Annotated in this window: 19 protein-coding genes and 1 tRNA gene; 8 read left to right on the top strand and 12 right to left on the bottom strand. The window is 45.6% G+C overall.

Annotated elements, in window-relative coordinates:
- Positions 1 to 63 precede the first annotated feature (63 nt).
- The 3 genes from ACN0W5_RS00240 to amt form a co-directional block, all read right to left on the bottom strand.
- Positions 64 to 2448: a DNA translocase FtsK gene (locus tag ACN0W5_RS00240; RefSeq protein ID WP_417452285.1), complete on the bottom strand. Its 2385-nt coding sequence runs from the start codon at positions 2446 to 2448 to the stop codon at positions 64 to 66.
- Complete coding sequence (locus ACN0W5_RS00235; protein ID WP_417452284.1) at positions 2448 to 3731, bottom strand: aminotransferase class I/II-fold pyridoxal phosphate-dependent enzyme; 1284 nt, start codon at positions 3729 to 3731, stop codon at positions 2448 to 2450. The genes ACN0W5_RS00240 and ACN0W5_RS00235 overlap by 1 nt, the downstream gene beginning before the upstream one ends.
- A 310-nt stretch (positions 3732 to 4041) precedes the next feature.
- Complete coding sequence (gene amt, locus ACN0W5_RS00230) at positions 4042 to 5430, bottom strand: ammonium transporter (protein WP_417452283.1); 1389 nt, start codon at positions 5428 to 5430, stop codon at positions 4042 to 4044.
- A gap of 385 nt (positions 5431 to 5815) precedes the next feature.
- Here amt and ACN0W5_RS00225 point away from each other — a divergent pair, with 385 nt between their 5' ends.
- Positions 5816 to 7666 (top strand): autotransporter assembly complex protein TamA, encoded by a 1851-nt coding sequence (locus ACN0W5_RS00225; RefSeq protein WP_417452282.1) that lies wholly within the window; start codon positions 5816 to 5818, stop codon positions 7664 to 7666.
- Between the two features lie 18 nt (positions 7667 to 7684).
- Positions 7685 to 12100, top strand: a complete 4416-nt coding sequence (locus ACN0W5_RS00220) for a translocation/assembly module TamB domain-containing protein (protein WP_417452281.1) — start codon at positions 7685 to 7687, stop codon at positions 12098 to 12100.
- A gap of 111 nt (positions 12101 to 12211) precedes the next feature.
- Here ACN0W5_RS00220 and ACN0W5_RS00215 read toward each other — a convergent pair whose 3' ends face one another.
- The 4 genes from ACN0W5_RS00215 to ACN0W5_RS00200 form a co-directional block, all read right to left on the bottom strand.
- Entirely contained in the window at positions 12212 to 12985 is a 774-nt protein-coding gene (locus ACN0W5_RS00215) for a copper resistance protein B (protein ID WP_417452280.1), read from the bottom strand.
- A gap of 3 nt (positions 12986 to 12988) precedes the next feature.
- Positions 12989 to 14785: a copper resistance system multicopper oxidase gene (locus ACN0W5_RS00210; protein WP_417452279.1), complete on the bottom strand. Its 1797-nt coding sequence runs from the start codon at positions 14783 to 14785 to the stop codon at positions 12989 to 12991.
- 152 nt (positions 14786 to 14937) lie between these two features.
- A complete protein-coding gene (locus tag ACN0W5_RS00205; protein ID WP_417452278.1) occupies positions 14938 to 15513 on the bottom strand; it encodes a cupredoxin domain-containing protein in 576 nt (191 codons plus the stop codon).
- A 133-nt stretch (positions 15514 to 15646) separates the two neighbouring features.
- Positions 15647 to 16024 (bottom strand): hypothetical protein, encoded by a 378-nt coding sequence (locus ACN0W5_RS00200; protein WP_417452277.1) that lies wholly within the window; start codon positions 16022 to 16024, stop codon positions 15647 to 15649.
- A 312-nt stretch (positions 16025 to 16336) separates the two neighbouring features.
- Here ACN0W5_RS00200 and ACN0W5_RS00195 point away from each other — a divergent pair, with 312 nt between their 5' ends.
- The 3 genes from ACN0W5_RS00195 to ACN0W5_RS00185 all read left to right on the top strand — a co-directional run bounded on the left by ACN0W5_RS00195 (position 16337) and on the right by ACN0W5_RS00185 (position 19103).
- Positions 16337 to 17587, top strand: coding sequence for a UbiH/UbiF/VisC/COQ6 family ubiquinone biosynthesis hydroxylase (locus ACN0W5_RS00195; RefSeq protein ID WP_417452276.1), 1251 nt, complete (start codon positions 16337 to 16339; stop codon positions 17585 to 17587).
- Between the two features lie 226 nt (positions 17588 to 17813).
- The gene (locus tag ACN0W5_RS00190) at positions 17814 to 18512 is read left to right on the top strand and encodes a hypothetical protein (RefSeq protein ID WP_417452275.1); all 699 of its coding nucleotides are present in this window, start codon (positions 17814 to 17816) and stop codon (positions 18510 to 18512) included.
- 18 nt (positions 18513 to 18530) lie between these two features.
- The gene (locus ACN0W5_RS00185) at positions 18531 to 19103 is read left to right on the top strand and encodes a TetR/AcrR family transcriptional regulator (protein WP_417452274.1); all 573 of its coding nucleotides are present in this window, start codon (positions 18531 to 18533) and stop codon (positions 19101 to 19103) included.
- Positions 19104 to 19129: 26 nt separating this feature from the next.
- Here ACN0W5_RS00185 and ACN0W5_RS00180 read toward each other — a convergent pair whose 3' ends face one another.
- The 5 genes from ACN0W5_RS00180 to ACN0W5_RS00160 all read right to left on the bottom strand — a co-directional run bounded on the left by ACN0W5_RS00180 (position 19130) and on the right by ACN0W5_RS00160 (position 22141).
- Positions 19130 to 19528, bottom strand: coding sequence for a gamma-butyrobetaine hydroxylase-like domain-containing protein (locus ACN0W5_RS00180; protein WP_417452273.1), 399 nt, complete (start codon positions 19526 to 19528; stop codon positions 19130 to 19132).
- A gap of 26 nt (positions 19529 to 19554) precedes the next feature.
- Positions 19555 to 19737, bottom strand: coding sequence for a Trm112 family protein (locus ACN0W5_RS00175; protein ID WP_299379315.1), 183 nt, complete (start codon positions 19735 to 19737; stop codon positions 19555 to 19557).
- Between the two features lie 45 nt (positions 19738 to 19782).
- Positions 19783 to 20454, bottom strand: coding sequence for an LON peptidase substrate-binding domain-containing protein (locus ACN0W5_RS00170; RefSeq protein ID WP_417452272.1), 672 nt, complete (start codon positions 20452 to 20454; stop codon positions 19783 to 19785).
- Between the two features lie 78 nt (positions 20455 to 20532).
- Positions 20533 to 21447, bottom strand: coding sequence for a tetratricopeptide repeat protein (locus tag ACN0W5_RS00165; RefSeq protein WP_417452271.1), 915 nt, complete (start codon positions 21445 to 21447; stop codon positions 20533 to 20535).
- Between the two features lie 160 nt (positions 21448 to 21607).
- A complete protein-coding gene (locus tag ACN0W5_RS00160) occupies positions 21608 to 22141 on the bottom strand; it encodes a prolyl-tRNA synthetase associated domain-containing protein (protein WP_417452270.1) in 534 nt (177 codons plus the stop codon).
- 166 nt (positions 22142 to 22307) lie between these two features.
- On the opposite strand from ACN0W5_RS00160, the gene ACN0W5_RS00155 reads away from it, so the two are divergent.
- The 3 genes from ACN0W5_RS00155 (at position 22308) to ACN0W5_RS00145 (ending at position 23285) form a co-directional block, all read left to right on the top strand.
- Positions 22308 to 22382, top strand: a tRNA-Gly gene (locus ACN0W5_RS00155).
- A 301-nt stretch (positions 22383 to 22683) separates the two neighbouring features.
- A complete protein-coding gene (locus ACN0W5_RS00150; protein WP_417452269.1) occupies positions 22684 to 22890 on the top strand; it encodes a DUF2842 domain-containing protein in 207 nt (68 codons plus the stop codon).
- Entirely contained in the window at positions 22890 to 23285 is a 396-nt protein-coding gene (locus ACN0W5_RS00145; RefSeq protein WP_417452268.1) for a hypothetical protein, read from the top strand. Before ACN0W5_RS00150 ends, ACN0W5_RS00145 begins: the two co-directional genes overlap by 1 nt.
- Positions 23286 to 23292 lie beyond the last annotated feature (7 nt).

Below are 23292 nucleotides of genomic sequence, written 5' to 3'. Positions count from 1 at the left end.
GACGCTAGAAAACAAGGCCGTATCTATACCTACTCTATTGCCCCAGCTTTATTCATCCCTGTTTTATTCATCTCGGTCTGGCACCAGAACTTCACGTTTGCCGACATGGTTAGCTGATGAAATAACACCTTCATCTTCCATCCGTTCGATGATTGTTGCGGCCCTGTTATACCCGATCTGAAGGCGTCGTTGAACATAGCTGGTTGATGCTTTCCTGCTTTTGATCACTTCTGCGACTGCTCTGTCATACAGTTCATCGGCTTTACTGCCATTCCCCCCACTGCTTGATGGGGCTGTTGAATCAAAATCAGGGCTTTCTGAATCTTCGGTGGTTACTGATTCGATATAGTTTGGCATGGCTTGCTTTTTAAGCCAGTTCACAACTTCTTCGACTTCTTCATCAGTCACCAACGGGCCGTGGACACGCTGAATTCTTCCGCCTTGCCCCATGTATAGCATATCGCCCTGACCCAGAAGCTGCTCTGCGCCTTGTTCACCAAGGATCGTACGGCTATCAATTTTTGAGGTCACGTGGAAACTGATACGCGTCGGGAAGTTCGCTTTGATTGTACCTGTGATAACATCGACAGACGGGCGCTGTGTGGCCATCATGATGTGAATACCTGCTGCACGTGCCATTTGTGCAAGCCGTTGAATTGCGGCTTCGATATCCTTGCCTGCAACAAGCATAAGATCTGCCATTTCATCGACAACAACGACGATATAGGGCAGGGCGTTCATATCAAATGGCTGTTCTTCGTGAATTGGCTGCCCTGTATCCGGATCAAATCCAGTTTGAACCTTTCGTGTTAGAATCTCACCGTTCTTGCGTGCTTCTGACATGCGTGCGTTGTAGCCGTCGATATTCCGGACACCTAGCTTGGACATGGCGCGATATCTGTCTTCCATCTCACGCACCGTCCATTTCAGAGCAACTACAGCCTTTTTAGGTTCGGTTACCACTGGTGCCAACAAATGTGGAATATTGTCGTAAACGGAGAGTTCCAGCATTTTGGGGTCTATCATGATGAATTTACATTCATCAGGCGTAAAGCGGTATAACAGGGAAAGAATCATGGCATTTACAGCCACTGATTTACCTGATCCTGTTGTACCGGCAATAAGCAAGTGTGGCATTCGGGCAAGATCTACGATTGAAGGAATACCACCAATATCTTTCCCTAATATAATGGGCAACTTGCCTTTGTCTTTGTCGTAGTCGCTGGACCCCATCAGTTCTTGCAAATAGACGGTTTGCCGTTTGCTGTTTGGTAGCTCAATACCAATAGTCGTTGAGCCGGGAACAACAGCTACACGAACTGAAATTGCTGACATTGACCGGGCGACATCGTCTGCAAGACCAACAACCCGGCTGGTTTTTGTACCAGGGGCAGGTTCAAGTTCGTAGCGTGTGACAACTGGGCCGGGTCGGATTGTAACGATCTCGCCTTTGACGCCAAAGTCATCAAGAACGGTCTCTAGTAAACGGGCCGTTTTTTCCAATGCATCTTTGCTAAGGCTATTTTTGCCTGAATCTCCGGGGGGATCATTGAGCATGGAAATTGGCGGAAGTTCGTATTCACCATCAACGGTGTCCAGATTAAGTCTCCCCTGTTCTTCCGCTTTAATGCGTTTACTTGGCTTCGTGGATTTAACTGATGTTTCAACGCGTGCGTTGGTAATTTTTTCGTCTTCTAGGGTTGGTTCTATTCGATCTTTTTTGGCGCGTTTGCGAATAGCTTTATCTCTTTTCCCACGAATATCGGGCGTTTCATCATCTTCGTTTCGGTTTCTTTTGAAAGGGTTGGGCGCGTTGAAGACATATTTAAGCTGTCCGGTTGCGGAAAATCCAAACTTTAACCCCCGACCGATCGTTTGCCATTCTTCTTTTCTTAGGCCGATGGCAAAGAGAAAAAGAGGAACTGAGATGAGGAAAGATACGAGCGAAGCGACCCAGAATAGCCCGCCTAGGTAAGGCCGGGATTCTGTAACCGTTAATTGACCAAAAGTCCCGCCCAAATTTGATGTATGTCCTTGTCCTAACCATCCTTCGACTTGTGGTAAGCCAGCAAAGGCAATCACGAGAGCAATAATCACAAGGGGTAGGCTTATGACCCGAAGCCATGGGCGGTTAAGGCTGTGATCTTTGAAGCACCTCCAACACCAGCCTGCGAATATGAGAGGCATACAATAGACAGACAATCCGACAAATGGCAGCATAAAGCTTGCTGTTTGAGCTCCATAATTGCCTAACAAGTTTTCTACAGGCCCATCTGTGGCTCTGTTGAATCCTGGATCTGCGGGGCTATAGGTAATGAGAGAAAGAAATAATAAGACCCCACCTAGTAAGAGGAGGATACCCAAGCATTCAATCAGACGCTTTTGAAAAAATACACCTGTTCCCCGGGGAAGAAGTTGAACTTTATCTGATTTGGCGGATCTTGCCATTAACCATTAATCCCTACGTCTTGTTTTTCATCTAGTATGTTACGAATACTTATAAAGGCTTTTTTCATAAAGCTTGGATCATAAACCAAAGCAAGGCGGATATAGCGATCCCCCGGCGTAACGCCATCATCGTTAGCGTGACTCATAAAAGCTCCGGGCATGACGCGAATACCTGCATCTTTCCAAAGCTTTTTGGTAACCTCTATGCCGTTGCCAACATTTAACCATAAACAAAAACCACCTGCAGGTATTTCGACAGAAAGACTTGGACTAAGGATTTTTTGGGCGAGATTAAAATTTTGTTGATAAAGAGCCCTGTTAATATTGACGTGTTCTTCGTCTTGCCATAGTCGAGTACCTGCTGCTTGCACAGGTATAGGCACACCTGCACCGCCAACCTGACAGGTTGTGTTGATCATTGATATCCATTTTTCATCCCCGGCTATAAAGCCACAGCGAAGGCCCGCGGCACTTGATCGTTTGGAAAGGGAATGGAAAACCAGAATATTCGCAAGGGGGTCGTGTTGCGCATTATTCTTGGCCGCATCTGATTCAGCCTCCATTTCGCGAGCTATCTCCAAAGCCGACTGTGGTGCTGTGTCTGTGTATATTTCGGCATAACATTCATCAAAGACAACAACAAAGTCATGTTTGCGAGCTAGGGAAATAAGGTCTTTGATGCGCTGTGGTTCTGCGACGGCCCCTTCGGGGTTTGAGGGACTGCAAAGTACACAAAGTTCAGTACGTTCTAATATCTCTTCCGGTACTGTCGTATAATCTGGCAGGTAGCCGCTTTCTTTTGTCGCATTAACGGTTACAACCTCTGCCGCTGCGGCCGCTGCGGCCCCGGTGTATACATGATAGCAAGGGTTTGGGGTGAGAAATACTGGGGCTTCAGAATTTTTTTTTGGTGACGAAAGTACCGTGAGGGCTGTCATGAACAGTCCTTCCCGGGTGCCGGGTACTGCTAAAATATGTTTGGTTGGATTGATAAAATTTTCTGGTAATTTGTAGCGTTGTCCAAGCCAGTGAGCACAAGCCGCAAGGTAATCCGGCGTGCCTTTTGAAAGAGGGTATTTAGACCAGCCTTTTGCAGCCTTTTCTATCTCTTCAGCGACAAAAGCCGGGGGTTGTGTTTGTGGCTCACCAATAGAGAGGTTGATCACCTGCCCATCTTCCAGACATGAGCGGCCGGCCGGGATATCTTCGAGTAAGGTACGAAGACGAGTAAAGGGATGAAATTCCTGTAATTTTTGTCGGTCAACAAACTGGCGGGTAATCACGTGAACTCTTAACCTCGGACTCTTTTATTTTATGGTTGGCATGAATTGGTTTTCATTAATGTAACTAAATACCAATTCGGGCAAGAGCGTGGCTAGAGAAAAGAATTTTTTTTGAGCTTTCAATAAAAAAGACCGCCTATCACGTGATGTGATAGGCGGCAAGTTAAGACCCTACTAGGAAAGAGCTCGGATAGCGGTCTGTAGGGCCTAAGGAGGATGAGACGTACCGGAAAAGGGATTAACCAGTTTGTCTCAGGTGGTTTCACGATAATCTGTAAAACCACCAGTTTCAGTGGGGAGACTGAAATCGTTAGACGAGTTTCTGAGATCCTCGTCCAAATTCTGGGTAGGCTTCGAGACCGAGTTCGCTTACATCAAGTCCGTTGTATTCTTCGTCCTCGGAAATTCGGATGCCAATGGTGATCTTGAGAAGGAACCACAGGGCCGCACTACAGATAATTGTAAATGCACCAATTGCTATGATTCCTGTTAGCTGTGAAACGATGGTCCCTGAACCGAAAATGCCAACGGCTAGGGTTCCCCAGATACCTGCACAAAGGTGAACTGGGATGGCGCCGACAACATCATCAATCTGAAGGCTATCGAGCAAGGGAACTGCAAAGACGACAATCAGACCGCCAATACCGCCAATAATTATGGCCATATATGCGTGGGACACATCTGGTCCTGCGGTGATTGCGACCAACCCTGCAAGTGCACCGTTAAGGGCCATTGTAAGATCGACTTTTTTGTATAGAAGCTGTGTCAGGATCATGGCTGCAACAACGCCTGCTGCGGCTGCAATGTTTGTATTTACAAATACGATCGCCATGGCAACGGCATCTGCTGCTGACCCAAGGGCAAGTTGTGAGCCGCCATTAAATCCGAACCATCCCATCCAAAGAATAAAGGTTCCAAGTGTTGCAAGCGGAAGGTTAGCGCCTGGAATTGGTTTTACCCGACCTTCGGCTGTGAACTTGCCTTTGCGAGGGCCTAGGATGATAGCGCCAGTTAGGGCTGCCCAACCGCCGACGGAATGAACGATACTTGATCCGGCAAAGTCACTGAAACCAAGATCAGCCAACCAGCCGCCACCCCAGCTCCAAGAAGCTTGAATTGGATAGATGATGGCGGTCAATACAGCAATGAATAACATGAAAGGCCAGAATTTAATGCGTTCTGCCAAAGTGCCTGAAACGATAGAGGCAGTTGCAGCGACAAAGACCATTTGAAAGAACCAGTCAGACATAACGGAATAACCGTTTGAAGTGACGGCAGTAATCAACTCTTCGGTACTTGCATCTGCAGAAAGCAAGGCTACTTCTGCTTCGCCTGAATCATAGAAGAAGCTGAAAGTTCCTATAAAACCGCCCTCTTCTACGCCAACGTATAATAGATTATAACCGACGAGGTAGAACATCAGTCCTGCGATGGAATAGAGTGCTATGTTCTTTAGACATATCGCGGCGGTATTTTTACTGCGAACCAGGCCAGCCTCGAGCATAGCAAAACCAGCTGCCATCCACATCACGAGGACGCCATTTACCAAAAAAGAGAATGTGTTAAAAACAAAAGCGGTTTCTTCGGTTACTGCTGCTTGTGCTGGCGTAGGGGCCGTAAGCAATGAAACCGTTAGAATTGAAGCTGTAATCGCGGACAGTGCGATAGATTTTTTGTTGGAACTAAGAAAGCTGGACATTATTTCTTCCATTATTTGCGTTCTGGGACTGGTCTACTAGATCCAAGAAACGTGCCAACTTTTAAAAAATAAAATTACCATATATAACAATAGGATAGAAGTTGTATATGACACTTGGGGGTGGATTCAAATTGTGCAATGCAAAATAAATTATGCCTAAAAATTAATCATCAATGTATTGTTGATTAAAAAATGAGCTTTTGTGCTGTTCGGAAAAATTAAAGTAGGTAAAAGCCACGATTGAACAATAGACCATAAAGCTATAGTCATTAATACAGCAGCGTTTAAGCTGAACTGTTGTCCTTTTGTGCTGAGGCTAGGCTAAGGTATTCTTGGGTCAGGGATTAAGGTATCATCACGTAGATAAAAAATGGGTACGCCCTTTATGAGACGATTAAAATTTCTTGGGAACGCTCAAAAATCCCCAAGGATTAACATAGCTTTTGTTGCTTTTGCCCTGTTGTCTCTCGGGATGTTTAGCCGTGCAGGTGCGCAGGACTTGGGAGTGTCAGATACTGCTGAAGCCTATAAGTATGATATCTCTATCGTTGGTGACATACAAAATGATCTACTGAGCCTTATCGAAAAGTCATCGCGGTTGGAGCAGTTAAAGGATAAACTGCCCTCAAGCCTGGCGGCACTCAAGCGCAGAGTTAAGGAGGACAGCGAAGGTTTTGATAAGGTCCTGCGTTCTGAAGGGTATTACGATAATAAGATCTCTTATAGCATTGATGATAGCCAGAAGCCCATCGGCGTTGCTTTTGAAATTGAGGCAGGCCCTCAATTCCACCTCAATACATTCAGTGTTGTGTTCAAATCCGGAAAGCAGATCCCGGCAGCGTTAAATAATGCGAACTTAGGAATTTCAACTGGTGTTGCTGTCCGCTCAGAGGCGATTGTACAGGCAAAAAATCAAGCGATAGTCATTCTTGCGGATCATGGTTATCCCGATGCGAAATTAGCAGATCAGGAAGCGATAGTTGATTTTGCAACGCAGAAAATGGATGTAACGCTTATTCTGGATGAAGGCCCGAGACTGGTCGTCGGAAATTTGGAATTCGAAGGCTTAAAAGAAGTTGATTCCGTTTATCTACAGCAATTAAGTCAGTGGAAAGCAGGTATTCTCTACAACGCGAAGATCATAGATGAGCTGCGCCGTAAATATCTGCGTACCGGGTTGTTTGAAGCTGTCCGGATGAAGCCCTTGGACACAAGCAATGCGGCCAGGGATGGCACCTATGTAACCCCGATCACCATCGTTTTTGTTGAACGGGAACATAAATCTGTGGGGGTCGGCGCCAGTTATTCAACAAGTGAGGGCGCTGGTACCCAATTCTATTGGGAAAACAGGAATACCTTTGGTCAAGGCGAAAAGCTTCGGGCTGATTTAACGGTTGCAGAAATTCGACAGCAATTAAAATTGGGATTCACCAAGCCTAATTATCTTAGAAATGATCAAAATTTTAATGCCAATACAAATATAAAACATGAAGACACCGAAGCCTACGAAGAGAAGTCTGTTAGTGCTTTTGTTGGCATTGATCGTAAATGGGGCAACCATTGGACTGTTGGTGGTGGTCTTGAACTGGAACTGTCTGAGATCCAAGATGAAGACGATACAGAATCATATGCCTTTGCAAGCGTACCACTTAGCGCGCGGTATGATTCAACAAACGATTTGTTGGACCCTACATCAGGTTTTCGTTTCGGTGTGACAGCAACACCGTTTTACGGTTTAACAGCGGCTTCCCCGGATTTTTTCAAGACAGAAATTGATGGATCAACCTATTATTCAATTCTGGATGATGACAGGCTGGTCTTTGCGACGCGTGGCAAAATTGGTCTGTTGGCGGGGGATAGTGCCAGGGATATTCCTGCGACCAAACGGTTTTATGCTGGTGGTGGGGGATCAATTCGGGGCTATGAACACCAGACAGTTGGTCCGCTAAATTCCAGTGATGACCCAGTTGGGGGACGATCCCTTGTTGAGTTTGGCGCTGAAGCAAGGGTTCGGGTAACAGAAGACATTGGTCTGGTTCCTTTCATCGAAGGCGGTAACGTCTATGACAGTGCAGTCCCTGATTTTTCTGAAAACTTTCAGTGGGGTGCCGGTATTGGTCTTCGGTATTATACCGCCATTGGGCCGATCCGTTTGGATGTGGCCGTTCCTTTGAGCAGGCGGAAAGAAATTGATGACGCCTGGCAGTTCTACGTCAGTATAGGGCAGGCTTTTTAAGATGAAGATCAGCCCAAAATGAAAGTACGCAAGGGCAAGGTTATTGCCGCGATCATCTGTTCACCACTGATTTTTGTTCTGTTACTGATATTTGGTGGTTATATTTATCTGCAAACGGATAGCGGACGTGCGACCTTGTTGGCGCAGATAGAGTCAGCGGTAAATGACCCTGCTGGTTTGACGATCGATTTGCAGCAGCTTGATGGCAATGTTTTTTCAAGTGCCCACCTCGAAAGAATTATCCTGCGTGATCCCAAAGGAAACTGGTTTGAAGGGACCGATCTTGTTTTGGATTGGTCGCCGCTGGATTTGCTGTTTGGCCAGTTGAAGATAAACAAGATCTCTCTTGATTCTCTGGCTGTAACACGTAACCCAGAACTGCCATCCTCACCGGAAGAGGGACAAACCACATCATCGCTTCTGCCTTTGCCAATAGATATAAGTCTGGGTCAGCTTGATATTGCCAAGATTGACCTTGCCGAGAACATCGTGGGGCGAAAGGCTTTGTTGGCTTTGTCCATGAAGCTTTCTGCGCATGATGAATCAGGAATTCTAAGCGCGCTTAATATTGATCAGCTTGATGCTCACCAGGGATCTGTTAGCGCCAAGGTTAATTACCAGCCCGATGCAGATACGTTGTCCATTGATGCGCAGCTTACAGAACCTCAAGGCGGCCTGATTGCACGGGCATTGGATCTTCCCGGCTACCCCGAAGTTAATTTGACGATTAGCGGGCAGGGGCCCTTGGTGGATTGGCAGGGGCAGCTCAAAGGATATGCCGGAGAGTTATTTAAAACTGACCTTACCCTTTCTGGCCGGGGGCAGGATACGATCACTTTTGATCTATCTGGTAGCACAGAATTTTCGGATAAGTTAGCCGCTTCCCTTCCTTTGGTGGATAAGAACCCGATTGATCTTGCATCGACGGTTTTGTGGGACAGGGAAAATAACCTGATTAATTTGTCATCTCTGGATATCACCAATACAAACCTTAATGTCTCTGTCAGCGGTAACGTAGATCTGGATAATGAGAAGATTGATATCTCGGCCAGCACTGCGTTGTTAGAGGTTGGTGCTTTGAATCAGATGATTGCGCCAGCTTCCCTTGCTCGGGGAGTTGTTGATTTAGACGTTATCGGTGATTTTCAATCAATGAATATCAGCACAACTTTTCAGATGGGTGGGATAAAGATTAATCAGGCTGAACCGCTTGATACCGCTGCACAGGGTACTTTGAGTGTTGGGGACATCATCGGGAGTATCAGTTCTGATATCAACTTGATTCAGTTGGAGATGATTCCTGTTAATGCTTCTGCGGCTCTAACAGAAGTCATGGGGCTGCCTCCGCCAGCAGAAAAATTGCTGGGGCGCAACCTACGTCTAGAGCTTGAGAGTCATTATGTGCTCGAAAGTGGGCTCTTAAATGTTCCTATGTTCCGAGCGCGGGGGGCTTTTTTTAGCGCGGATATCAGGGCGGCGATGTCAACCCGTGACAACACAGCGAGCTCAAAGATTGCAATCGTTCTGGATGATTTATCCCAACTGGCGCCAGTAAAGGGAAAGCTTGTCACAGAGCTAAGCGTGCAAAGTCTGGATATTGCCAATCAAATGATGGGTAGTGTCACGATTACCGCTCAAAACCTTGATTTGGGTAATGCCGACCTTCAAGAGCTTGTGAGCACGGACCCCTCCTTGAGCGCGAATTTTAATTTGGATGATACGGCATTTAAGGTATCGGATATTGCTCTCCCCCTTCCGGTGGCACAAGTCGCTGGGTCGGCAGAACTTCCTGCCACGTTTGAAAGTCTTTTGGCAGATATAAAGATCGAGGCGCCGGATCTTTCGCAACTTAGTAAAGTTACCGGGCTTGCTCTATCTGGTTCTGCAAACTTTGAAACAGTTCTAAGTGGGGCAATTGCGGATCCGGGGGCAGAAGGAAAGTTAACCGTATCGGGTCTGAATCTAGATCAGAATGCAATTGGTAATCTGACAACAACCTTTAACGCGACAACATTAGCGATTGGGGCAAATGGTGTTTTTGACTCAGAGCTTCGCGGTGGAATTTTGCCTCTTGATCTGACGTTTGGTTTTTCTTTGCCAGACTATGCACAGCTCCAAGTCGACGATATTCTTTTGCAAACGGGTCAAAACAATATCTCGGGTACAGCAACAGTTCCATTCGATGGGACACCGCTTGTTGCTGATATTCGTGGGAACTTACGTGACCTTTCTTCTCTGGGGGCTGCCTTCGGGGCTGATATTGCGGGCCCAGTGTCTATCAACGCAATTCTGGGTGAAAAAGAGGGGACGCAACATCTGGCTTTGAGTTTGGTGGGAAATAATCTTTCCCCTGATTCAGGCGCCACTGTTATCAGAAATTTGGATGTTACGGCCACTTCGCAGGGGGCTTTCAATGATCCACAGTTGTCGATGACAGCCAATCTCGCTGATGTTTCTGTGCAGGACCGTTTGATTGAGCAGGCACGTTTGAACGTAGAGGGCGGACTGTCTAATGCTGATTTCACCTTTGCGCTGAACAGTTCAATGGCACCAGCTGTTGCATTGGGTGGCGGAGGTAGTTTGGCGTTTCCGGTGGCGGGCAAACCGTCATATACGCGTTTTCAATTGTCACAGCTCGATGGCACGATTGCAGAAAAGGTGATTACTTTACGCCAAGCTCTTGTCGTACTTCAGGATCAGGATAAAACCAGTATTGATCCTTTCGAGCTTTCATTTGATCGTGGATTGATTGCGGGTTCTGGTGAGCTGACAAAATCCAGTGCAGATGCGCAGATAGAAATAAAAACTTTTCCTGTGGATTTGGTCAGTTTGGTTGCCCCTGATCTAGAAATCAAGGGGATGCTGGCTGGACAAGCAAACCTGTCTCTACGCCCCGAAAATGCTCAGGGAAATCTTTTCTTTAAGGCTGAGAACATCAAATTTACAGATGACCCGAATTCAACGATGCCCCCTTTACAAACGACCTTATCCGGGACGTTAAGTAATAATCGATTTGACTTTCAAAACGATGTAACAGGGTTAGAGAAATCAACTGTACAAGCCAAAGGTTCCGTGCCTCTACAGGTTGGTTTTTCACCTTTCTCTGTTATTGTACCTGATAACCAACCTTTGACTGGGGACCTTTTAATCAATAGCGAAATTGAAAGCCTATGGTCAATTCTGGCGCTGGATACACAGGAAATGCGTGGGCAGCTCGCTACTGACCTCAAAGTTTCCGGTACGATAGCGACCCCACAAATAATTGGCTCGGCAACGATACGCGAAGGCCGTTATGAAAATATCGAATTGGGGACGTTGCTCAAAAATATCACTCTTGATGCCGGGTTGGAAAATAGTCAGTTGTTGCGATTGAACTTGCAGGCAAATGACAACAAGCAAGGCATCTTGAGATCTGAGGGGACTGTTCGCTTTGAAAATTTAAGTAATCCACTGATTGATTTGGCTATCCAGCTTGATAATCTCGCCGCTCTCGATCAGGATCAGATCGCGGTACAAACCGATGGTAACATCGTAATCAAGGGATCTCCGGCAAGTATGACTGTTGCGGGTGATATTACGACACGGGAAACAAATATTAATATTGGCAGTGCCGTTGCCCCAAGTGTTGTGGATCTTGAGGTAACTGAAATCAATCGTCCTAACCGTTTAGGGCAGCGGAACGCAGCGGATGTAAATGCTGAGAAGAAAGAAAAGCCCTCAAAAATTTCGCTGGATTTGCTGCTGAATATGCCACGTAAGGTATTCATTCGGGGCCGAGGGCTTGATTCTGAATGGGAAGGCAAGTTTACCATCAAGGGCGTTGCCAATGCTCCCGTGATTGAAGGTTACTTGAGCCCGGTCAGAGGGCAGTTCTCTTTTGCAGGTAAAAACTTTAATCTACGAAAGGGAAAGGTCGCGTTGCTGGGGGGCACACAAATTGATCCCGATCTCGATCTTTCCGCAGTTTATGAAGCTGACAATGTGACAGCGATTGTATCTATTCAGGGAACAGCATCTAATCCCAAGATTAGTTTTTCTTCTCCCGATGGGTTGCCAGAGGATGAGGTGCTTTCTCAGGTTCTGTTTGGGAAAGCTTCAGGTAAACTCTCTGCGGTAGAAGCTCTGCAACTGGCATCGGCGATTGCATCCTTGTCCGGGGCGATAGATTCCGGCGGTGGCGTTCTGGGGTTTGCCCGGGATTCTCTGGGTGTGGATGTTCTTACAGCCGGTACGAATTCTGATACGGGATCTCCCGAAGTCAGTGCCGGGAAATATATAACGGACAATATTTATATTGGCGTTGATCAGGGGGCTTCGGCGGACAGCACGAAGGCAAAAGTCCAAATTGACCTGACACCGAACATCACGCTAGAGAGCGAAACCGGACAAACGGCTGACAGTAAAGTGGGCGTTTTCTGGAAATGGGATTATTGACTGATTCTGTGCTCTCGTTGACGTATATCTATATCACTCATGTATTTATTCAAAAAAGCTCCACCTCGGAACGGGGTGAAGCTTTTTTATAGCGATTAATTTAATGAAATATTAGAATAGCAAACGAACTCCCATAACAAAGGTCGTTTGATCTGTGTCTTCACCATCTTCTCTGGCAAAATCCCGAGTTTGACCAAAACTACGTTCGTAGTTGACCCCAATATAAGGTGCAATGGTACGATCTACGAGATCATAGCTAAGGCGAAGACCTGTCTCGATAGAATTCAGACCTGCTCCAATACCTATATCTTCATCATCAGAAAAGGCCAGATCAATTTCAGCAGTTGGTATCAGGATCAGGCGATTGGTTAAAAGCAATTCATAATCTGCTTCTAATCGTGCGGATAGATCACCCTTCTCACTGAGGAATAGATCACCTTCAAGCTCAAACCATTGCGGGGCTAAACCTTGAAAACCAACAACGGCATAGCCTCTGTTCTTGCCATTAGGGCTGTCGTAGCGAAGACCGGCTTTAGCATCAAAGAAGTCTGATACAGGTGTTTGGACCAAAGCTTGATGTTCCAAATTCTCCAACAGACTCTCGTCCAGTGAATATTCCCCCGCTGATCGCAGGCGCAACTTTGCTTCATCTGTCCCTACAAAGGCATCACCATCCCAAACGAGGGAATGGCCGCTTTCTCCGATGCGGGTTTCCAGCTGCTCAATGCTTAATCCATAATAGATATAAGGATCTTTTCCTGGATTATCATACTTGAGTTCTTGTGAGGTGGCAGGTACTCCAGCTCCCAAAAAGGTAAAGAAGATAAGACTAGTCAGCACAAAGCGTTTGCTTGAGGCAAGAGTTATATTTCCAAGTTTTTTCATAATTTAACCCTTTTGCTCTAAGTCTGTTTCAGAAACAGGGTTCTCAACATCAGTTGTGCTTTGCGCAACATCTGGACCGCCCTCAACAATTACTTTGCGGAACATACCTGTTGCTGCGTGATAGGAGAGATGGCAATGAAACGCCCATTGGCCAGTAGCATCAACTTCAGTTTCGGAATAGACCGTTGTGCCGGGGGCGATAGAGATGGTGTGCTTTACCGGATTCCATTTGCCATTGCCGTTATCCAAAATGGACCACATACCATGTAGGTGCATAGGGTGAGTCATCATGGTTTCATTGACAAACTTGAAACGCACTCGTTCACCATATTTCAGACGGATAGGGTCGGCATCTTCATATTTAACCCCATTGATCGACCAGCTATATCGATTCATGTTACCCGTTAGTCGCAGCTCAATCTCTCGTGTTGCTTCCCGATCTTCATAAAGTGGTTTTTGAGCTTTCAAATCAGCATAGGACAAAACTTTCGCACCCTCAGAGATCTCAGGTTTTAGTCCACTGCCGTTGGCATAAAACGGATCTGTTTTGTTGCTCATGTTCTTCATGCTGGCAGCATGGGAATCAGGCATCTTGGAATGATCCATTCGCATCATTGTAGAGATACCTGATTCTGCGCTGGATAGTGTTGGAGCATGGTCTATGTTGGTGTCATCTGTCTTCTCTGCAGAATCTTCACCTGATGACATCATATTGTCATGCCCCATAGAGCGATGATCCATGCCCATATCAGCCATAGTCAGTAACGGCTTCTCTCGCATTTCAGGTGCTGCTGCTTTCATGCCTTTACGCGGTGCAAGTGTCCCGAGGCCGTATGAACTGCGACCCATGGATTCAGCGAAAATGCTGTAGGCTTTATTCTCTTTCGGTTGAACGATTACGTCGTATGTCTCGGCTACGGAAATTCGAAACTCATCAACTTTCACTGGCTGTACATTGTTGCCATCCGCACTGACAACGGTCATTTTCAAGCCGGGGATCCGTACATCAAAATAGGCCATTGCAGATGAATTGATAAAACGCAGCCTGATTCGCTCACCCGGTTTAAACAGACCAGTCCAGTTTGCCTCTGGGTCTTGCCCGTTAATCAAGGTGGTAAAGCCTTGCACATCTTCGATGTCAGTTGGTGTCATCCGCATTTGCCCCCAAGACATGCGCTCAGAAACTGTCTCGGAAAACCCTTTGCGTGAAACATCTGAGAAAAAATCGGCAAGAGTACGCTGGCTGCGATTGTAATAGTCATCCATCAGCTTGAGGTTACGCATGATGGTAGAACCCGATTGTGGATGTTTGTCCGTAAATTGAACAACATAATCATGATCATAACGGTAAGGTTCACGCTTTTTGGGCTCAATTACAATCGTCCCATAGGCGCCATCAGGCTCTTGAAAGCCAGAATGGCTGTGATACCAATAAGTCCCAGACTGTACCACAGGGAATTGGTAACTAAAGGTTTCGCCAGGTGCGATACCATCAAAACTAATCCCTGGAACACCATCCATATTGGCTGGTAAAATCAAACCATGCCAGTGGATGGAAGTGGGTTCGTCGAGATTGTTTGTCACATTAATGGTGACATCTTCGCCTTCGGTAAAGCGTAGTATTGGACCGGGTGAACTACCGTTATAACCGATACCTGTTTTGGTGAATTCTGCTGTTTCAATTTCAACCTTATCAACTGTAAGGTCATAGCTGGCGGCTTCTGCTTCTGTCATATAAGTTGCAGCCATAAAAGATATGACGCCAAGGACAGACGCAAGATAACGTATTTCTCGTTTCATAAAATTTTTCCTTACCAATGCACAGTCTCCCCGCAGGTAAACAACAATCGTACCTGCGGGTTTAACTATGTGATTGATATCAATATTAATTGGATGACAGCCTTATCTGCTCTCAAAATCCAATCGTAATGATTTGAAAATGTGGTGAGTATTTATTGGCCTTTTCCGACCTTGATCTCACCGACCATGCCACTCTCGTAATGTCCCGGCACATTACAGGCGAACTCCAGCTCTGCATCTTCGGGGAATTGCCAGATAATCTCGGCCGTCTCACCCGGTTCCAGTAATACAGAGTTAGGGTCGTCATGCGACATGGTTTCTCCGTTGCCCATATCCATCATCATCATATCCCTATTGATCTTATCCACTTCAAGAATGCCGTGGTCGATCATCATCATCATTTCTTCCTGATGCCCCGCGTGCATGGCAGCAGTCCCGATATTAAACTCGTGGACAAACTCACCGGTGTTTTTAATCACAAAACGCACGGTTTGATTTTTACTGACCGAAATTGTCTCTGGATTAAAGTAATTATCTTCCAAGTTAACCTCAACTGTACGGCTTATTTGAGAGGCTTTTCCTTCTTTACCTATGGTTGGCAGTTTGGCATCTCCATGGCCGGGGCTTGCTGCTGCTCCAGAAATCTGTGTGGAAATCAGGCCAAAGGATAAAACCAGACCAGATAATGTTGAGGTCAGGGATTTCGGGTTCGTAAATAGGTTAGTCATCTGCAACTCCAGCAGTAGTGTTCGTATCGATTTTGAATAAAAATAGAGATCTGGACGCTCTTCCTCACCTCACTGGTACGATAAAGACTTAGCATTACCAGAGGAGTTAAGAGTTTCTGATCTAAAAGAGGAATTACAGACGTCGCGGTGGGGGAAGATCTACTGCTGGAGATTGATCCAACAAACGTTGTTCACGCAGTAAGCTCCATAGGCTGTGCTGATAAAAACTGATCTGCTGTTGGTAATTTGCAGTTAAAAAATGGCTGCTTGGAGAGCTACAGTGCATAGCCTTCGTGCACTCTTTCAGGACTTGCTGCTCAGTGGGAAGAGATTTATCTTGTTGTGTTATTATGCCAAATACAGCAATGCCGGAAACACCAGCATCCATAGGCTGAAAGCTAGCTGTATTATGGTGATCGCCATCACTCCAATGCTCAGCGGCTTCGACAGACATAAGCGGTGTCGAAAGGGCAAAGGTCAAGGCCAACAAGATATGAAGAATGCGTTTCATACCCCTTAGATAGAGTTTCCTCCTAGGGGAAGGTCAAGAGAAATTTGATAAATATCCTTAAACCTTATTTTTAAAATGAATGATGTTTTTGTAGAAAGAACTCATACAAATCTGTAAATTTGAGCAGGGTGTTCTGATTCTCGTTACATCAGGTTAAATTGTCGCAAATACCCACTCATTGTCGGTTATCTTTTGGCAAAAGCGATAATCCCTCTTATATAACAATGAACAAGTCGGGCGTGATCAGGTCAACGCTATTCTGAAAAAGCTTATCTTGTGTAACGATTCTGAATACAAATGGCTTAAAATAATATGGCTCAAAAAGATCTAACGGTTGAAGTTCTCATTGTTGGTGGTGGCCTGGTTGGTCTTACCCTGGGTGTCGCTCTTGCTGGCGCAGGAATGGAGGTTGCGGTTGTTGATCGAGAAGAACCTTCTGATCAAAAAGCCACGCCTTTTGATGGGCGATCATCGGCCATTGCTTTGGGGTCTCAGCGGGTTTTTGATCAAGTTGGTCTGTGGGATGGTATGACATGGGCGGCAGAGGCAATTCGCTACATTGATATTACAGATGGTCAGATTGATCGGGGGGCGTCGCCGCTTTCTATGTCTTATGATTTTAGCGAAGTCGGTGATATGCCGATGGGATGGATTGTGGAAAATCGTGCGATCAGGCTTTCGACACATGCCAAGGCTGCGGAACTTGAAAACCTGCATCATTTGGCCCCGCATAGTTTGCAGGAATTAGAGCGGGACAAACGCGGCGTTGTTGCATCACTAGATGACGGCACAAATATCAAAGCGCGCTTGGTGATCGGTGCTGACGGGCGCGGTTCTCAGCTACGTAAAAATGCCGGGATTAAGGTATCGGGAACAGATTATCATCAGAACGGGATTGTCTGTACCGTTGTACATGAAAAACCGCATAACGGTGTTGCCTTTGAACATTTTCTGCCTTCTGGCCCCTTTGCCCTTTTACCACTGCCGGATAGTGAAGAGGGCGTACACCGTTCTTCACTGGTCTGGTCGGAAAAAAGGGATCTAGTTGATGGCTATATGTCCATGAGCAATGAAGATTTTGCCAATGAACTTCATCGACGCTTTGGCGAGAGCCTAGGTGCTTTTACCGTAACCGATATGCGATGGTCCTATCCTTTAAGCTCCTTACATGCAGAACGCTACACGGATACTCGCCTTGCCCTTGTGGGGGATGCTGCCCATGGGATGCATCCGATCGCCGGGCAGGGCCTGAACCTTGGTTTGCGCGATGTCGCGGCGCTGGCTCAAGTTGTCGTTGATGCCAGAAGAGTCGGGCTAGATGTTGGATCTCCTCAGGTTCTGGAAGATTATGCAAAATGGCGTCGGTTTGATAATGTGCTATTACTTGGTGCCATGGATGGTCTTGTGAAGCTGTTTTCCAATGATCTGGCACCTGTGAGGGTGGCACGTGATCTCGGCTTGGCGACCGTTGATAAAATCCCGCCTGTGAAGCGTTTTTTCATGAAACATGCGATGGGAATTGTTGGTGATCTTCCTCGTTTAATGCAGGGTCAAAAACTATAATCACGCTCGCTTCATCGACGCCTTTCTTTTGAAAAATCACAGCGGTCAATTGGCGAATAAATCGGATGATTTCCCCCTTTTGATCGTTGACATAAAATCGCCAGAGTTGGCTGTTATTTTTACACTAATGTTTGAGAGTATATTGTGATATCTCAAAGAAATGTTGAAAATAAAATCTTGGCTCAGGCTGAGGTGAATAAAGGTTGTTTGCGTTAGAGAGGTATCAGTGTCTTTCACTAAAGACGAAATTAAATGGTCTGAAAGTTTGTTATCAGGTTTATTCTTTCTGGCTGTCAGTTTGATGCCTCTGAGCAATGCTCATGCAGCAGGAGATTCCGTTATTGCCCAAGGGGGGAACGGAGAAGTTTTTTTTGCAGCTTTACCCGATCAGTGGCAGGCTTTGCCTCGAAATACGCAGGCGCAATCAACAACTGCGGAATGGTTACCGCCAGGACAAGACGTCAATAACTGGAAGGATATGATCACCGTTCAGGTATTTCCCGGCTGGGCTGGCGGAGACGTTGTCAGCTTTCTGGATGAATTGGCTGCAATCTATAAACAAAACTGTGAGGTTAGTGGGGCAACTCCGCCGCTAAAGGATCAGGTCAATGGCTTTCCAACGGGCTTTCGCCTAATCAACTGTACCCGTGATTTAACTCGGAATACTGGTGAAGTTGCCCTCTTTCGAGCAACGGTTGGTCAGAATGCTTTATATTTGATTCAGCATGTTTTTCGGGTGCCTGAGTTTGAGATCGGGGCACAACCTGTGACTAATGAGGCAATGAAACAAGCTTTTGAAGGTATTCGCACGGGGTGGGCATGTAATCAGAGTTCTAAAAAGCATCCTTGTCCGCCAAGTTGGCAAAGTTCATTGTCGAAATTGGATGGCAAGCCCTCAGTTGTTGTTATCAAGGCTCCAAATTAGTTGATCGAATGAAAAGCGATGCGACGGTCTAAGAAACGCGAACATCTTGTTGATATAGCACTCGGGCTTTTTTACGCTCAGGGGTTTCACGCCACTGGGATTGAGCAGATTGTTTCTGAGGCTGGCGTTGCGCGCATGACGCTTTATAAACACTTTCCATCCAAAGATGATTTGATCATCGCTGTACTGGAACGGCGTGATGAGCAGTTCAGGAGCTGGTTGTTAAACTTTATGACAGCGCAAAAAGAGCCAAAAGAACAAATTTTGGCAATGTTTGACGCGTTAGGGCAGTGGTTTAACGATGAAGCTTTTCCTGAACATCGTTTCTGTGGTTGCTTGTTTATAAATGCTGCTGCGGAATTTTCTGATTTTAAAGAATTGGCTCATCAGGTTGCTGCCCGTCATAAGGCTGTTTTAACCAAAGAAATTTTAAAAATTGTTCAAAAAACAGACCTTTCACACCCAGAAGACTTGGTGGCAGAGCTAATGCTTTTGAAAGAGGGGGCAATCGTTACGGCACAGGTCAGCGGTGACAAACAAGCTGCGGCAAGGGCAAAAAAGATTGCGATCAAACTTTTGGCTCAAGATTAATTTGCCACAAGAATAATGGTTAAACTTTATGGGTTTCGGGAAAGGCCACGTTTTTCCATTTCATCTAGATATGTTTGCCAGATAGTTTCTTGTTCTGTGGCCAGTTTATACAGATACTGCCACGAATAAATTCCCGTATCGTGTAAATCATCAAAGGATAATTTCACGGCATAGTTTCCAACAGGTTCGATTGCAATAATACCGACCATACGTCGCCCGGAAAGAATTTGTTTTTGGCTGGGATGGTGGCCCTGTACTTCCGCAGAAGGGCTTTCCACACGAAGATACTCTGCAGACAAAGCGAAGCTTTCTCCGTTTTCAAAGGTTATGTGAAGCGCCCGTTCGTCTGACTTATATTTCAGATCCGTCGGCCAGTGTTCTGTTCGAAAGCCCTGTGCATTATCTTCTTCAATTGATCCGGTCATTGATGCCTACCCAGAATCTGTTGGTTTTAATCAATTGATCTGGCTTCGTCAGTCAACATTACGGGAATACCATCACGTATTGGGTAAGCAAGCTTTGCCTGGCGCGAAATCAGTTCTTGATTCTGTGCATCGTATTCAAGGGGCCCTTTTGTTTCCGGGCATACAAGAATTTCGAGTAATTTTCTGTCGACGCGTGGTTCGTTGCTCATCATTCTATCCATAATATCCTGAGATATCTCTTTATCAGGGGTGTTTTATTGCTTGGCAAAGTTCTGGGTACTTTGGTGAACGGCCATATCCATAATCGTTTCCATGATGTCAGCACGTTGTACCAAAGTTGATGCCTCTAATATTGCTTGCTTTTCTGCTGATGAAAAGGGGCAAATCATCGCAAGAGTATTCACCAGTCGATGATTGTTTGTGTGCTCTATCGCTTTCCAGTCCGCATCAATGTTATTGACGTCGAAATAGCTTCGTAGGCATGACAATAGCCGATCACGGTCAAGGTCTTCTGACTCGGTGTTTTCTAGGTCAGGGCGATATGGGGTGTAGTCTGGAATGACTCGTCTATAACCAAAGTCAGATGATATTTCGTTGGCGACATTGTAGCGAACTAAACCTTGTAGAGAAATAAGGTAACGGCCGTCATCGGTTTCCATAAAGGAAGTAATCCTGCCAAGGCACCCGATTTTGTATAGGGGTGTATTGCTATCATCCAAAATGGTTTGCTCAGGTTTACTGTTCGGCTGGATCATGCCGATACACCGGCTTTGCCCCAGCGCGTGATCTATCATGGTAAGATAGCGGGGTTCAAAAATATTGAGTGGAAGCGTTCCCCCTGGAAGTAACAATGCGCCTTCCAACGGAAAAACAGGAAGTTCGTTCGGGAGCTCGTTAAACTTTGGATCGAAGATACCACCGGTCATAGCATACCCTTGCAAAATGTGTTTAGGGGAACACGCCTTGAATTTTTGCTCATTCTAATGAATAGGCAACAAACATTACTAGCTAAAGAGTAACGAAGATAATTTTCCACGCGCTTTCATTGTCATTGGATCCATCATGCCCCAGGCTTCAAAAAATTTCAAAAGCTGAATTCGGGCTGCATCATCGTTCCATTCACGATCATGCTTGATTATATATAACAAATGGTCTGCAGCTTCTTCGTGGCTACCTTCTGCTTGTAAAGCCAAAGCCAAATCAAACCGAGATTGATTATCCGCTTGATCCCCCTCGACTTTGTTTTTCAGGGCGATGATTTCTTCATTATCGAGACTTTGGCCTGCAAGTTCCAGCTTGGTTACAACACCTGAAAATTCAGGTTTTGATTTAACATCGTCTGGTAATTGATCAAACAGCGCCTGCGCTTCTTCAGTCATGTTAGCACTAATTTGGCATTCTAACATACCGATAAGTGCGGGTTGGTTATCAGGTACGTGTTCCAAAATTTGGCTGTAGATTGACATAGCCGCCATGTCATCTTCATTTTCTCGTGCAAGCGCGGCTTGTTCAAGGGCATCAGCGATCGGATCGCCTTTTACACCACCGGTTTTTTGGATCACTGTGTCAATGAATTTGGCGATTTCACTGGGGGGAAGCGCGCCGTTAAAGCCGTCAACAGGTTGCCCTTGAAAAAAAGCGTAAACCATTGGTACGGATTGAACACGTAGTTGTGACGCCAGCATTTGGTTTTCATCAATATTGACTTTAACCAGCTTTACAGCACCTTTCGCCGCCATGACGGCCTGTTCGAGGGCAGGCATCATTTGTTTACAGGGGCCACACCAAGGTGCCCAGAAATCGACAAGAACGGGCTGGTTCATGGATGCTTCCATGACATCTTTGGCAAAGTCTTGCTGATTAGTATCCTTTATCAGGTCAGCTTGTGATGTTGGGTTGCTGCCGATGAGTTCTTCCATTGTTCAATATCCGAGCTTTAAAATTTGTTCCTGAAGCACATAAATTTAGGAAGCATAAAATTTGGTATCCCAAACTTAAGCCTCAATTATAGAACCCCAATCCTAGATAATTTGCTTGCTACCTGACAAGATGAGGTTGATTGACCTGAACTGCAAGGGATCAAGTTGCATCATGCGCAAGTTGATCCAAATTATCTATATCCAGTTCTTCTGGCGGGTGATTAATGGCAATTAAAAACCGTACAAGATCAGCAGGTTTAATTGACGTAGTCATTGTATTCGTCAAGGGGTGTGAGTTAATCGGAGATATGTTCATTATTTGCGAATCAAGAACCACCTTTACGGCATTTTCTTTATCATTTAGGGCTGTAAAGGGAGATACCGATCCTGGCGTGATGCCAAGAAACTCCATCAATCGATCTGCACTGCCAAAAGAAAGCTTTCCTGCACCCAAGGCTTTACCCAATAACTTCATGTCGATTTTTCTGTCTTCAAGACAGACCAAAAGCCACATCTGCCCCTTTTTGTTACGCAAAAAAAGGTTCTTGGTGTGGGCACCAGGGATGTCACCGCAATGTTCTTTGGATTCTTCAACTGTATAAACAGCAGGATGGGTAATTGTTGTGGTTTCGATTCCAAGATCATCGAGTTTTTGAAAGAGATCATCTGGGGTGCAAGGGGTGATATCAGTCATATTTATTTGCCTGCGTATTTTTGCAAATTCTGTTTATAATTAAGGGTATGCCTCGCTTTTATTGCCTTTGAAACAAGAAAGAATCAAGATGCATTATTTTTTTGTGAAAAAAGATCTTGCAATGTCAAACTTCGTGACGTAAATACCCCTCCACCAACACAGAGACGCGGGCGTAGCTCAGTGGTAGAGCATCTCGTTGCCAACGAGAATGTCGTGAGTTCGAATCTCATCGCCCGCTCCAGTGTTGAATGAAAAAGACCCGGCTTTGGCTGGGTTTTTTCGTTTTAAATTGAATCTTTTCTATTTAAGCTTTTACTGACTGTTTTTCTTCAGCCTTTGTATTTTACAGAAGCGATCAAATCCTTTTTGTTAAATGCGATTTGCGGCCTTCATCTTTTTGCCATCTTTCTCGTTGATTAATCAAACGAACGAAGGAAGAGTTAAGGTCGGGCGATTTTTTTTGTGCTGGTTCTTGTTTGTCTGTCAGGATATAAATCTCAGGACTATCTGAGTTATCAACTATTGTTCAAAGAGTTACAGCCTTGGTTAAAAACCTTGTTGGGTATCTATTATTTTTCCTTTTTCTGGGACTCTATTCAGCGATGGTTATTTCTATCGGAACAGATTGGTTTCCGGATCATCCGCTTGTACATCTTGTATACTACCCCTTTGTTGGGCTTGTCTGGCTTTACCCTGTGATTAAGATAATGTTCTGGATGAAACGGCGGCGCGAAAGGCACGAAAATTAATGCGAATAAACAAGTTCTCGTGGATGTCATTATGCCTTTGTTTTGCAATTTTCATTGTCGCACCCGTTACTGTCAGGGCTTTTAATAATCTGGGTCACGAAGAAACACTTGATTTCTGTGTGACAGAGCTAGGTAAAAGAATAGGTGCTGAAAACGCTTTGAAGATGGAAGGTCACTGTTCTTGTGCTACTGACCTGGCCTTGAATAAGACGCCTGAAGCATTGAAAACACCTTTGGCCCGCCTGGTTCGGCACCAAGGTTTAAGGCCCGAAGACAGAGCCGCGCTCAAAGCTGAATCAGGTAACCTTTTTCTCTATATTGCGATGCTTGACAGTCACTGCCCGAAAATCTTGAGCGATCCGATGCTTCAAAAGCTTTTATTGCCAACACAATAAAGTTTGC

The sequence above is a fragment of the Kiloniella sp. genome, assembly GCF_048270245.1.
Classification (GTDB): Bacteria; Pseudomonadota; Alphaproteobacteria; order Kiloniellales; family Kiloniellaceae; genus Kiloniella.
The sequence above is the reverse complement of the archived record's forward strand: the minus strand, read 5'-3'. Positions and strand labels throughout refer to the sequence as shown.